The sequence below is a fragment of the Pusillimonas sp. ANT_WB101 genome, from assembly GCF_008369125.1.
In the GTDB taxonomy this organism is placed as follows: domain Bacteria; phylum Pseudomonadota; class Gammaproteobacteria; order Burkholderiales; family Burkholderiaceae_B; genus Allopusillimonas.
Genome location: NZ_VOAY01000004.1, coordinates 114,894 through 127,733, shown reverse-complemented (window position 1 = coordinate 127,733; position 12,840 = coordinate 114,894). Strand labels below are relative to the sequence as shown.

The window sequence follows — 12,840 nt, the reverse complement described above, 5'->3', positions numbered from 1 at the left end:
CCGCACTGAAATTAGTCAGGTATCAACCTCCTGCAATGAGGCAAGATTAGCGAAAAACCGGGCACGACGTTAAACAAATATGTATAACGTCGTGCCCGGTTTCTTTACGCCCCTTTCACCGTGTCGTACAGGCTGCGAGGGGGCATTTTCAGGTGTCGCTGTCCAGTTCGGCAAGCGCCTGCTTCGACCATGCTATCCATGATGTTTCAGACATGATTCCGGCCTTGAGCACCAGGTGTTTTAGTCGGGTCGCGCGCGATGGGTCAGGCGCACTGAAGTCGCGCTGTTCAATTTCAAGATAGTGGGCCAGCTTTTCTTCGTGCATGTTGAGCGCGCGCGTAAGCTCTTGCGCCAAGCCCGCCGGGCCAACCACCGCCTCAGCGCGCAGCTTTACCATAAGCTCGTTGCGCACAGGCACAAATTCGGTTTTCTGGCCGACCCAGCGTGTGAGTTCTTGGCGCCCCGCCTCAAGGATGCGATAGCTGCGTTTGCGGCCTGCGCCTGTTTCTGGCGGTAGCGATTCTATCAACGTGGCGTCTTCAAGGCGGGCAAGCTCACGGTAGATTTGCTGATGCGTGGCGCTCCAGAAATAACCCAGCGAACGATCAAACCGACGGGCGAGCTCTGACCCAGAGCAGGGGCGTTCAACGAGCGCCGTAAGCAGCGCATGTGGCAGCGACATAGTTTTGGACCAATATTTTTAAATTCAAATGATGTGCCTTGTCGCAGCGACAGGTAATGTTCAATGTAACGGATACCATCTGTTTCGACAACGTGTTGAAATGATATAGTGCTATGTTATAACGTAGCATAATCGTGTTGATTTACCACCATCTGGCCTTGCTGCGTTACAGGCAACGCATGGCCTGGCTCGATAACCCAGTGCGCCACAGCCTCTTCAGGCCGGGCAGGTGTCTAGTCTGTCTTTTGTTTATTCTGTGTGCCCCATGTACTACCTCCTTCACCCTCCCTGTTAATGCCCAGTTAAATTGCAAACAGGGGGTCATCTTGTCAGCAGGTGTTTTCTCGTATTTCAGTTCCGCTCAGGGTGAGCAGGGCTTTTTCCCGAGCGGCAGGCTTGTCTTGTGCATTGTTTGCGCTCCGTGCGCAATGCGTGGGTGCACGGCATGATTAAGAAAACAGACGTCGTCATCGTTGGGGCGGGGCCTGCTGGCATAGGCGTAGCATTGGCGCTCGAAAAGCTGCCAAGCATAAAGTACGCCATACTCGAGAGCCACCAGGTGGGCGAGTCATTCCGCCGTTGGCCTGCGCAAACACGGCTTATTACGCCGTCTTTCCACAGCAACCCGTTTGGTCTGGCTGATCTCAACGCGGTCAGCGAATCCAGCTCACCTGCCATTTTTGCCGGCGCAGAGCATCTCAGTGGCCAGCAGTATGCCAATTACCTGACCTTTATAGCGCGTCAGCATGGCTTGCCGGTTGTCTCCGCGTGCCGGGTGCATCAGGTTACGCCGATCAAAGACGGGGGGTTTGCGCTCGACAGCGAGCGAGGGTCGCTGCAAGCCCGGTTTCTGGTGTGGGCTACCGGCGAATATCAGTTTCCTGAGCTTTCTCCCTTTCCTGGTGCACAGTGGTGCACTCACTACGCGCAGGTGCAGAATTGGCAGCGCTTTGAAGCGCCCGACTATACCGTGATAGGTGGCTACGAAAGTGGTGTTGATGCTGCCGTCAACCTGATCAAGCTTGGGCGCAGTGTGCGCCTGCTTACACGAAAATACACCTGGGATCCGCTCGGGCCTTACGACCCCAGCTTGTCGCTGTCACCTTATAGTCGCGAACGGTTGTACGCGGCGGTTGACACGGGCCGTCTTGATATTTTATTTAGCGCCGACATTGTTCAGGTTGAAACGCGCAGGGCAGGTGGCTATCGTATTCATGCGGCTGACGGTCGTAATTGGGATGACGCCCAGGTGCCAATTTTAGGCACCGGCTTTCGCAAGGGTGGCGGCGCACAGCAAATTGCCGAGCTATGGCAATGGACAGCAAATGGGCACATTGCGCTTACTGAAAACGACGAATCCACCTTGGTTCCAGGGTTGTTTTTGGCAGGGCCTCAGGTGCGCCATGATGACCGCATTTACTGCTTTATTTACAAGTTTCGCCAGCGCTTCGGTGTAATTGCCCAGTGCATAGGGCAGCGGCTCGGTCTCGATACCGGTGCCCTGCAAACGGGTTCTGGCGCGTGGGGCCCGTTTGGTAATGAAGATTGTTGCGAAGGCTGCCAGTGCTAAAACGACATATATAGCGCCACTTCTTAAGCTAGGTTGCGCAAGACGATCCCAACATATGCAAAGGCTATACTCTATGGCGTTACATTTTTGAGCATGTGAAGGATTCCGTCATGAGTACCTTGCCCCCCTGTCCGGAATGCAATTCCGAGTTCACTTACGAAGATAGAGCGCATTACATCTGCCCTGAGTGCGCGCACGAATGGTCGCCCTCGGCCACCGAGGCGGCAGAACCCACCGAAAGAATCTATCGTGACTCGGCCGGAAACGTCCTGCAAGATGGCGACACGGTAACCGTCATCAAAGACCTGAAACCCAAGGGGTCGGGTGGTGTCATCAAAATGGGTACAAAAGTGAAAGGCATTCGACTTGTCGACAGTGACCATGACATTGATTGCAAAATTGATGGCCATGGGGCAATGAGCTTGAAGTCAGAGTTTGTGAAGAAAGTGTAAGCGGCTTCGCTAAAGCCCCTTAAACTATCGGCTACACAAAGAACAAGCCCACCTGAATTGGTGGGCTTGTTGTTCACTGGGTCAAAATGGGTCAAGACCACTTTGGCTACACCCTCATCACAGGCTGGCGTTATATGAAGCACGCTTCAACCATCTTACTGGTTGACCCTTTGGGTCGAAGCAGGGCACACCAGAGACCTGTATGGTGAACGGCAGCGGCAATAGCGTGGCTGCCGAGCCAAGTGTCAGAGTCGTTACAACATTGGGGCTTGCGCAGACCCTGGCCTGGGGGTCTACGTATTACCTCCCGGCAATTCTGGCGGTCCCTATGGCCCGAGATCTTGGTGTTTCAACCGCCACGGTCTTTGGGGCATTTAGTGTTGCGCTTATACTTTCTGCCTTGCTCGGCCCTTATGCTGGACGCCTCATCGATGGTTACGGTGGGCGCCCATTGCTGGCGGGTACCAGTGTCATCTTTGCCCTGGGGCTTGCGGGGTTGGCGGCAGCGCAGGGCTCGATAGGGTTGTTTGCAGCATGGCTGATCCTGGGTATCGGGATGGGAAGCGGCCTGTACGAGGCCGCGTTTTCAACCTTGGTGGCTCTCTACGGCGACCGTTCGCGTGGTGCCATTACGGGCATCACCCTTATTGCAGGGTTTGCCAGTACCATCGCCTGGCCACTTTCCACCTTTCTGGACGTACATTTTGGCTGGCGTGCAGCGTGCCTTACGTGGGCAGTCCTGCATCTAACGCTTGGGCTAGTGCTGAACCTAAGTTTGCCCAAGCTCAAGGCGTCTAATGTCCTTGAGGCAGAGGCAGAGGCAGCGGGCAGCAGAAACAACTTAACTAGCTCAACGAAGCCAAATAGCCCAAGCAGCCCAAGCAGCCGCAGCCCGCTTGAGATTCCTGATAGTCTCGATAGCCCAGTTACTTCGAATAGTCCCCAAAGCCCTGACACCCCACCCAATACTGTCGCAGCACCTCGTCGTTGGACCTTGTATGCGCTTGCCTTCGTGTTCGCCGCCACCTGGTTCACCAGTACCGCCATGGCCGCCCACTTGCCACGGCTGTTGCAGGCGGGTGGTGCAACCTTGGCTACCGCAGTTTTCGTGGGGGCGCTTATTGGCCCTGCTCAGGTCGCCGCGCGCTTGATGGAATTTGCCTTGCAACGCAGGGCCCATCCGTTACTTTCCGCACGCGTCGCTGCGTCACTGCATCCGATTGGTGCGCTCATATTTGGTCTGTTTGGTGCTCCAGCCGCTGCGTTGTTTGGCATTCTGCACGGTGCGGGTAATGGCATTATGACGATTGCGAAAGGAACCCTGCCTCTGGTGATATTCGGGCCCAGCGGCTACGGACAGCGCCAAGGCGTACTCATGGTCCCGGCACGTATCGCTCAGGCCTTGGCGCCGTGGTTATTCGGCATCTGTCTTGACGCGTTCGGCGTCAAAGCGCTTTGGATGACCTCCGGCTTAGGGATAGCAGCCATGCTGGCGCTGTTTTTCATTCCTCTTTCCGCGCGCGGAAAGTGAGAAGATGCTGATTTTTAAGCGCAGGACGCGCAGGCTTATCGTCGGTGGAATGTGTATGTCAGCTCAGCGCATGAATACACAGTGATTTTGGCAAGAGGCTCCATCTGCGGAGCCATTCGCTCGACTTATACAGCGCGGCCATGATGTCGCAAGCTATTGTTGCATCATCATTGATGGTTTATTTGATAATTGGGTCCCACTCTGAAATTGGTTGATATCCTTTTCTTGGGGCAAGCAGAGTCAATTGGACACAACGCGCATAAGTAAGCAGCGGGATAACCGCGTAGCTTTGAAACTATCGTTTATTTATTAGTATTGCTAGTCTCAGGCTGTCAAAGTCGCACGGATGGTGGCGGATCTGTGCTTACGATAGACGCTCACGGGTACACGCCCATCGCACCTCGGTGTGAGCCCCACGGAGTAAGTAGAGTGAAAACTAATCACTTTAAGATATGGCTTTGGGCGGCGCATGTGTTTTGATAAAGCCGATTGCACATGCGCTGCTTACTCCAAGCTTAATCGATTTTAATATTGGCTTGCTTCGCGACAATTTGATACGAGGCAATCTCTTTCTCAATACGCGCTTGCGCTGAAGCGCCGTCGCTGTAGGCGGGTATGAAGTTTAGGTCAATTAATTTGCGCTTGAATTCGGGAGTGTTAACTACCGCTTTAAGTGTCTCTTCGAGTTTCAGCTTTATTGGTTCGGGCAAATTAGCCGGTGCCTGCACGGCTTGGAAGGTCGAGAACTCAAATCCGGGTATGGTTTCCGCCACTGTTGGAACATTCGGTAATTGCTCCAGGCGCTTTGCCGACATCACTGCTATTGGTTTAATCTTGCCCGACAATATTAGAGGCATAACTGCAACGGTGAGATCTGAAGCGATCTGTATGTCTCCGCCCATCAAAGCAGAGAGGTTTGGTGCACTCCCGTTAAATGGGACGTGGTCCATATTTATACCGGTTTCGAATTTAAGTTTTTCGGCCGCGACGTTCATAGCACTGCCTGCACCGGAAGTGCCATAGAAGAATTTTTTAGGATTCGCTTTGCTTTGCGTAATCAAGTCAGAGAGGGACTGTATTTCTACCGAATTGTTTGCAACTAAAACTAAAACCATATCAGCAATCATGCCAAGCTGGGTAAAGTCTTGAGTAGGGTTGTACCCCAAGTTTGTTCGCAGTACGGGGTTCATGACCATTGGTGTGCTTGGTCCCCATAAGAGTGTATAGCCATCTGGCGGTGCGTTTGCGACGGCACCGGCAGCAATACTGGAAGCCGCTCCGGGACGGTTCTCGACAATGACGGGTTGGCCTAGCTTCGCGGACATGCCTTGTGCCACCAGTCGAGCAAGAATATCTGCAGGACCGCCAGGCGCATAGCCAACCATCAATTTTAGTGGGCGATCTGGGAAAATGGTCTTTGCATGACTAGTTAGTGGTGCGAGACTGAATGAGGAAATACTTAGCGTAAGCAAGAAGGTGAGAAGTCTTTTCATTGGGTGCCTTTTGAATCGTGAGGGGAGGGTGACGAAGCTGGAATCAACGAGTTAAACAGTGGGCTTCTGGTCTTGGAGAACTGACTAGCGAGGTCATATGCATGACCAAGTTGAAGAACTTGAAAGTCGGCTTGAGGCGAGCTAATAAGCTGAAGTCCGACTGGCAACCCGGCGTTGTTAAATCCCGCCGGAACGGACAGGGAAGGAAGACCACCCATAGTTGCCAAGACAACGGCTTCCATCCATCGGTGATATGTGTCCATGGCGATACCACCTATCGTGTCAGGCCAGGGCACTTCAGTTGGGAAAGGGAATACCTGCGTAGTTGGCAGGAGTAGGTATTCATACTGCTCGAACAACGAGAGCAGGACCCGATAAAAGCGGGTTCGTGTCCTGGAGGCATCGAAAATCCGTTCGGCGCTCAGTTTCAGTCCGCGTTCTATTTCCCAAATGGCTTCGGGTTTAAGCTGCCCACGTGTGGTAGCGCTTCTATAGAGTTCAACGCTGTTGTTCGCGATGGTGAAACTGCGCAAATCAATCCATGCGTTCCAAAGTTCCTCCACGTCAAAATCCAGTCTGGCTGCTTCAACATTGCAACCCACAGCGCTGAAGTAGGGGAGTGCGTTTTGATACACTTCCATTAAGCCTGAGTCCATGGGAAGCCGGCCTTCAAGATCTCCAAGCCACGCTACTTTTATGTTGGTAAAATCATGATCTAGGCATGAGGAAAACAGGCGAGGGTTATCTTGCTTGCGTGTGAGAGGAAGGCGCGAGTCATAGCCTGCTTGTACTGAAAGTAGCAGGGCAAGATCGGGAACATTTCGCGCTATCGGGCCAGAAACACTGAACTGCTGGAAGAACACCTCATCAGAAGGTCCATGCGGAACACATCCTACAGAAGTACGCATGCCAAAAATATTGTTGAAGGCTGCTGGCGTGCGGAGAGAACCCATCATGTCTGTGCCATCTGCGACCGGCAGCATATTTAAGGCCACTGCGACACCAGCGCCACCGCTACTCCCTCCTGCGGATTTCGAGATGTCGAACGGATTACGCGTAACACCATAGAGGCTGTTGAACGTATGTCCGCCAAGACCGTACTCGGGAGAGTTTGTCCGCCCGACAAATATGCTACCGCCTTCGCGCATCCGCTGAAATGCCGCCGAGTCACTTGTGCTGACTTGCTTTTGGAATATGGGTGACCCTTTGGATGTGATCATCCCCTTAGCAGGCAAAATATCCTTCGGAGCCTGAGGAAAACCGTGCATTGGTCCCAGTGCAACACCTCGTTGCAGCATTTTGTCTAGCTTCACGGCAGAGCTGTAGAGTTCGTTTTGTGGTTGCCTATTGACAATTGCATTGACAATTGGATTTAGCCTGTCAATTTGCTGGGTGAAAGCGCCAAGCACCTCAACACACGATACGTCCTTACTTAGGATACGCTTCGAAAGTGTCACTGCATCCCAGTCTACGATTTCATTTTTTTGCATAGCTTTATTGCCTGAAGGCTTGTTATTAGCTAAGTAGGCTGTCGAGGAGCCGCGCGATATGTATGGCTTCGCGAGCTGTGCCGTCGGCGATTTGATGCCGGCAGCTTGTGCCGTCGGCGACTACTATTGCTTCTGGGTGACTTCTAATCGTCGGCAACAAACTTACCTCAGCCATTTGCATGGATACGTCGTAATGGGAGGCTTCATAGCCAAAGCTTCCCGCCATGCCGCAACAGGAGCTTTGGATTAACTCTGGGTTGGCCCCGGGTATTTGGCGAAGTACCTCCAGGATTGGCTGGACTGCGTCGAATGCCTTCTGATGGCAGTGGCCATGAAGCAGGATGGGCTTCGTTGCCGCTTTGAGTGCTAATTGCCAGCGTCCTGCTTTTATTTCGCGGCTGATGAACTCTTCGAATAACATTGCCTGCTGCGCAACAATTTTTGCTTGATCGCCCAATCCCATCACCAAGGCTTCGTCACGAAGAGTTAGTAGGCAAGACGGCTCAAGCCCGACAATTGCGCATCCAGCCTTTGCGAGAGGATACAACGCCTCGATCAATGCTCCGGCCTTAGCTTTCGCCTGCTTGACCATCCCGGTCGCTAAATACGTTCGACCACAGCAATAATGCCCGCCATCCTTTTCGACGGTGTGCAAAATGTAGCCTGCGTGCCTCAACACACGGGCGGCGGCAAATGCGTTTTCGCTTTCGAAAGTACCATTGAATGTATCAACAAATAGAACGGCAGTTTTCTGACCGGCTCTGGCGGCCACGATAGTTTCGGCTGCCGATAAAAACATGGAGTTGTCTTTAGTACGCCAGAATGTATCGCTGCGCCATTTGGGTAATGAACGTTTTGCTGAGAATCCAAGGGTTTTTTCACTTAACCATTTTGCCCCCGGAACTGTGTTGCGGAGATTAAAAAGCCATGGGAAAAGACTTGCAGTTTTTGCGTAGTCGGGAAGTGATGCGACCAGGTGATCCTTTAGCGTATGACCGTTTTTGCGCTTGTAATGGTCGAGGAATTCAATTTTCATTTTCGCCATATCAACGCCGGTCGGGCAGTCGCGTTTGCACCCTTTGCAGCTTACGCATAGGTCCATCGCCTGATACACGGCATCACTGGTGAATGCATCAGAGCCGAGTTGACCAGATATGGCTAGACGTAACGTATTGGCGCGTCCCCGAGTCAAGTGCTGCTCATCTCGCGTGACACGATAGCTTGGGCACATAGTGCCAGCGTCGAATTTGCGACAATGGCCATTGTTATTACACATTTCGATTGCCTTGGCGAACCCACCCGTTTCGTCGCCGCCAGTGCCTGGGGCCGTAGTAACCTCTGTGAGTGGGTCAGCCTGAACGTTCCATTCCGACCAATCGAGCGATGTCGCAATAGGAATGCGACCGTAGGGCTTTGGTGCGGAGGGTGGGGCAAAGCGGAACAGGGATCCGTCGTCCATCCGGGGCGGATCGATAATTTTTCCCGGGTTGAAGAGGTTGATAGGGTCAAGTTTGTTTTTTATAGATCTGAAGGCGTCATTAATTGCAGGGCCGAACTGCCATTCAATCCACTCGCCTCGGCATAGCCCGTCGCCGTGCTCCCCACTGAAGGCACCTTTATACTTACGAACGAGTGCAGCTGTCTCCTCGGCGATTAATCGCATCTTAGCGGCGCCATCTGTGCGCATGTCCAAAATTGGGCGCACGTGAAGCGTGCCGACCGAAGCGTGGGCATACCAAGTGCCTCGGCTCCCATGCTTAGCAAATACCTCGGTTAAGGCGTCCGTATACTCTGCTAAGTGCTCGAGGGGGACGGCACAGTCCTCAATGAAGCTGATGGGTTTTCCATCTCCTTTAAGGCTCATCATAATGTTTAAGCCAGCCTTGCGCACTGCCCATAGATTTTTCTGAGCAGTCTCTTCTGCCATCTCCACCATCATTCTTGGCAAGCCCAAATCACCCATAAGTTCATCTAGTTGATTTAGTTTTAGTAGGAGGTCTTCCTTGCTGTTTCCAGAAAATTCCACCAAGAGGATGGCAGCGGGTTTTCCTATAACTGCGGTTTCGACGGTTGCTCGGAAAGATGGGTTGGCAAGTGCCAGTTCAATCATAGTGCGGTCGACCAGCTCCACCGCAGTCGGCCCTAATTTGACAATGTGTTGGGCCGAATTCATTGCTGAGTGGAACGTCGGAAAGTTCACTATGCCTAGAACCGTGGCTTTCGGTCGCTCGCTTAACTTGAGCGTAAGGCTTCGCGTGTACGCAAGCGTGCCTTCGGAGCCAATTAACAGATGTGCAAGATTAACGCTACCGTCTGCGGTATAAGGCCTTTCGCTTTGGCAGTCGAAGATATCCAAGTTATAACCAGCAACCCGCCGCGTAACTTTAGGCCAATTGGAATTGATATCGGTGCGGAGTCTCTTTGCGAGTCCATGTACATGCTCAGCAATATCACGACCTCTCAGGCCCAGAGTGGAAACCGGGCCGAAATCGACTAGCTCGCCATCTGACAACCAGGCGCTCATGCCATGGACATTGTGCACCATGTTTCCGTAGGCTATTGAGCGCGAGCCGCACGAGTTATTGCCTGCCATGCCACCAAGCGTGGCTTGGGCGCTTGTGGACACATCCACGGGATACCACAGATCGTGCTTCTTGAGCTCGGCATTCAGGTGGTCAAGGACGATACCTGGCTCGACTGTGATAATGCGGTCTGCTGTGTTGCAATCCAGAATACGGTTGAAGTATTTGGTATTGTCGATTATTAGCGCGGCACCCACTGTCTGCCCGCATTGGCTTGTTCCACCACCTCTCGCTAGTATTGGAACGTTTAGATCTCGGGCGATAGCAATCGCCGTTGCGATGTCTAGTTCCGATCGGGGCACAAATACGCCGACCGGCGTAATTTGATAAATGGATGCGTCGGTTGAGTAGCGTCCGCGAGAGGCATCATCGAAAAGTATCTCCCCCTGAGTGTCAGATTGAAGCCGGCGCGCCAGCGTAACGCAGATCTCGTTAGGCAGGTTTTTGGTTCGTGGAAAGTCGGGCGGAGTTTCAGGTGTGCTTTGCATTGTACTCATTGGGATTTTGCAACTCTTTTTTAGTCATGCTCTGACAGTGTTCAGGGCAAAACGTATTTTGCATTCAAAAAAATGATAATTCAATCTAGAAAATCTTAGTGATTACCCTAGTGAATTCATCCTTGCATTGGTGTATATTTGTATTTTGAATGCAAAATAACATCATCAAAGGTTAATATGCTTAATCTAGACCATCATCCCACTGGGCGTCATTTTCTACAGATTCCGGGTCCTAGCCCTGTGCCAGATCGCATCTTGCGCGCAATGAGTTTGCCTACCATTGATCATCGCGGACCGGAGTTTGGCGAGCTGGGCCTGCGGGTGCTCGACGGCATTGGACAGATATTTAAAACAAAGCACCCCGTTGTTATTTATCCTGCTTCCGGGACCGGGGCGTGGGAAGCTGCTTTGTCGAACACATTGAGCCAAGGCGATCATGTGCTCATGTTCGAGACGGGCCACTTTGCATCGCTTTGGAAGAAGATGGCTGCTCGCTTAGGGCTTAAATGCGAGTTTCTTTCTGTGGATGGAACTGATGAGTATTTGCCTAACGCGAAAGGCTGGCGATACGGTGTGCAGGCCGATTTGATTGAAGCCCGATTGCGTAAAGACACCGAGAAAAGAATCAAAGCTGTCTGCGTTGTTCACAATGAAACATCAACAGGTGTGACATCGGATATCGCGGCAGTACGCACAGCTATTGACGCAGCAGGCCATCCTGCGCTTCTCATGGTGGACAGTATTTCGGGGCTGGCTAGCGTCGATCTGCGCCATGATGAATGGGGTGTTGATGTCACGATTAGCGGATCGCAGAAGGGCCTTATGATGCCTCCAGGAATTAGCTTCAACGCGTTGTCGCCGCGCGCTTTGGACGCCATGAAGAGCGCTACGCTTCCACGGTCTTTTTGGGCGTGGGACGAAATTGTGGAGATGAATAAGGATGGATATTGGCCATACACACCGAATACAAACCTGCTCTATGGGCTTGCTGAATCGCTGGACATGCTGCTGCAGGAAGGCTTGGAGAATGTCTTTACACGGCATCATCGCTGGGGGGCCGGCGTGCGTGCAGCGGTGAACGCTTGGGGGTTACCAATTCAGTGTGCTGATCCGCAACGGTATTCGCCTGTATTAACGGGCGTAATTACGCCCGTAGGGGTTGATGCCGATGCGTTGAGACGATTAATTCATAAGCGTTTTGATCTGTCTTTGGGTGCAGGGTTGGGAAAGCTTAAAGCACGTATGTTCCGTATGGGGCATCTTGGCTTCAGCAATGATTTGACATTGATCGCGATGGTCGCGGGTGTGGAAATGGGGTTGAAGCTGAGCAATGTGCAAGTGGCTGGCAGCGGCGTGCATGCGATTATGGATTACTTTGCCGATCACCATCAAAAAATGCCGGCTGCATAGGCATAATTTACCTTTGAGAAAAACATAAACTGGAGACAATATGCTTAAGTGCCCTCATTTTCTGAAAAGCAGCAAAAGCGCAAGATTTGCATTAATGGTTGGGTTAATGTCCACGGCTGCAGCACCTATCGTTAATGCCGAAGATTCCTACCCAGACCATCCGATTAGCATAGTCGTGCCATATTCGCCCGGTGGTACAACGGATTTAATCAGTCGTATTCTCGCAGAGGGCCTGAGTAAAGATCTTGGGCAAGCCGTAATCATAGAGAACCGCGCAGGTGCATCGGGCATGATTGGCACAGGAATAGTTGTCAAGGCTAAGCCTGATGGTTACACACTCGGTATGGGCGGATCCACAAGCCTGACGGTCGCGCCTTATTTACGCAGCCTTCCCCCCTATGACTCTCGAACCGATCTCACTCCAATTGGTATGGTCGCTGGCGGCCCGTTTATTCTCGTGGTCTCCCCTAAAAGTGAAGCACAGACATTAAAGGAGTTTGTGAAGCTTGCCAGGTCCAAACCTGGTGAATTGAATTTTGGTAGCTCGGGGATTGGAAGCATGCATCACATATTGGCCGTTAAGTTTAACCAGATGATGGATATTGATGCCACCCACGTGCCGTTCAAAGGGGGCGTCGAGAGCGCAACGAACCTGGTAGCGGGCAATATTGACTATTTGTTCGAGTCCGTCTCGTCAATCCTGCCGATGATTCAGGATGGGCGAGTAAAAGCCTTGGCAGTAACAGGGTCAGAACGTTTAGAGGCATTGCTCGACGTACCAACAGCAGCTGAGGCAACTGATACTGACTTTACAGGCGTTTCGTTTATTGGGCTTGTGGGGCCAAAAGGCCTTCCGCCCAGCATCGTTAATCGCTTGAATGATGCATTGGCGACCACACTTAGTCGGCCGGATGTTCGCACCAAAATACAGAAGCTCGGATCTAAGCCGGAATTCATTCCTGCTTCCAAGTTCAACGAAATCATAATTAATGACGTGGAGGCTTGGAGCGACGTTATGCGAGAGGCAAAACTCCCCAAGATGTGAGGCAGACAGGGAGCGACTGAGCGTCTTTAGTAGCTCCTTATCATTAAGTTTTTGGCTGCGGTGGCTGTCTAATCAGCTAGAAAGCCCG

At 52.2% G+C, this 12,840-nt stretch carries 9 protein-coding genes; 5 read left to right on the top strand and 4 right to left on the bottom strand.

All coding sequences use genetic code 11. The annotated features are described in order from the left end of the window. Positions 1-148: 148 nt before the first annotated feature. Positions 149-682 (bottom strand): PadR family transcriptional regulator, encoded by a 534-nt coding sequence (locus FQ179_RS16780; protein ID WP_149398472.1) that lies wholly within the window; start codon positions 680-682, stop codon positions 149-151. Between the two features lie 445 nt (positions 683-1,127). Between FQ179_RS16780 and FQ179_RS16775 the strand changes: the two genes are divergently transcribed. From FQ179_RS16775 to FQ179_RS16765, 3 genes are all read left to right on the top strand, one after another. After that, on the top strand, positions 1,128-2,252 hold the full coding sequence (locus tag FQ179_RS16775; protein ID WP_149398471.1) for an NAD(P)/FAD-dependent oxidoreductase: 1,125 nt from the start codon (positions 1,128-1,130) through the stop codon (positions 2,250-2,252). A gap of 110 nt (positions 2,253-2,362) precedes the next feature. Further along, positions 2,363-2,704 (top strand): zinc ribbon domain-containing protein YjdM, encoded by a 342-nt coding sequence (locus tag FQ179_RS16770; protein WP_149398470.1) that lies wholly within the window; start codon positions 2,363-2,365, stop codon positions 2,702-2,704. Positions 2,705-2,906: 202 nt separating this feature from the next. Next, positions 2,907-4,235, top strand: coding sequence for an MFS transporter (locus FQ179_RS16765; RefSeq protein WP_149398469.1), 1,329 nt, complete (start codon positions 2,907-2,909; stop codon positions 4,233-4,235). Positions 4,236-4,750: 515 nt separating this feature from the next. Here FQ179_RS16765 and FQ179_RS16760 read toward each other — a convergent pair. The 3 genes from FQ179_RS16760 to FQ179_RS16750 are packed head-to-tail and all read right to left on the bottom strand — an operon-like array spanning position 4,751 to position 10,288. Then, on the bottom strand, positions 4,751-5,728 hold the full coding sequence (locus tag FQ179_RS16760) for a tripartite tricarboxylate transporter substrate binding protein (RefSeq protein WP_149398468.1): 978 nt from the start codon (positions 5,726-5,728) through the stop codon (positions 4,751-4,753). Further along, the gene (locus FQ179_RS16755) at positions 5,725-7,218 is read right to left on the bottom strand and encodes an amidase (RefSeq protein WP_149398467.1); all 1,494 of its coding nucleotides are present in this window, start codon (positions 7,216-7,218) and stop codon (positions 5,725-5,727) included. Before FQ179_RS16755 ends, FQ179_RS16760 begins: the two co-directional genes overlap by 4 nt. Before the next feature lie 25 nt (positions 7,219-7,243). Next, positions 7,244-10,288, bottom strand: coding sequence for an FAD-binding and (Fe-S)-binding domain-containing protein (locus FQ179_RS16750; protein ID WP_149398784.1), 3,045 nt, complete (start codon positions 10,286-10,288; stop codon positions 7,244-7,246). A 186-nt stretch (positions 10,289-10,474) separates the two neighbouring features. On the opposite strand from FQ179_RS16750, the gene FQ179_RS16745 reads away from it, so the two are divergent. After that, the gene (locus FQ179_RS16745) at positions 10,475-11,707 is read left to right on the top strand and encodes an alanine--glyoxylate aminotransferase family protein (protein ID WP_149398783.1); all 1,233 of its coding nucleotides are present in this window, start codon (positions 10,475-10,477) and stop codon (positions 11,705-11,707) included. Positions 11,708-11,747: 40 nt separating this feature from the next. Further along, positions 11,748-12,752 carry a tripartite tricarboxylate transporter substrate binding protein gene (locus FQ179_RS16740; RefSeq protein ID WP_149398466.1) on the top strand — a complete coding sequence of 335 codons (1,005 nt, stop codon included), beginning with the start codon at positions 11,748-11,750 and terminating at the stop codon, positions 12,750-12,752. The last annotated feature ends 88 nt before the right edge of the window (positions 12,753-12,840 follow it).

What these genes read in the sequence shown, in the direction of transcription:
- FQ179_RS16780 (WP_149398472.1), bottom strand. Translation starts at nt 682, where the DNA reads ATGTCGCTGCCACATGCGCTGCTTACGGCGCTCGTTGAACGCCCCTGC.
- FQ179_RS16775 (WP_149398471.1), top strand. Translation starts at nt 1,128, where the DNA reads ATGATTAAGAAAACAGACGTCGTCATCGTTGGGGCGGGGCCTGCTGGC.
- FQ179_RS16770 (WP_149398470.1), top strand. Translation starts at nt 2,363, where the DNA reads ATGAGTACCTTGCCCCCCTGTCCGGAATGCAATTCCGAGTTCACTTAC.
- FQ179_RS16765 (WP_149398469.1), top strand. Translation starts at nt 2,907, where the DNA reads ATGGTGAACGGCAGCGGCAATAGCGTGGCTGCCGAGCCAAGTGTCAGA.
- FQ179_RS16760 (WP_149398468.1), bottom strand. Translation starts at nt 5,728, where the DNA reads ATGAAAAGACTTCTCACCTTCTTGCTTACGCTAAGTATTTCCTCATTC.
- FQ179_RS16755 (WP_149398467.1), bottom strand. Translation starts at nt 7,218, where the DNA reads ATGCAAAAAAATGAAATCGTAGACTGGGATGCAGTGACACTTTCGAAG.
- FQ179_RS16750 (WP_149398784.1), bottom strand. Translation starts at nt 10,288, where the DNA reads ATGCAAAGCACACCTGAAACTCCGCCCGACTTTCCACGAACCAAAAAC.
- FQ179_RS16745 (WP_149398783.1), top strand. Translation starts at nt 10,475, where the DNA reads ATGCTTAATCTAGACCATCATCCCACTGGGCGTCATTTTCTACAGATT.
- FQ179_RS16740 (WP_149398466.1), top strand. Translation starts at nt 11,748, where the DNA reads ATGCTTAAGTGCCCTCATTTTCTGAAAAGCAGCAAAAGCGCAAGATTT.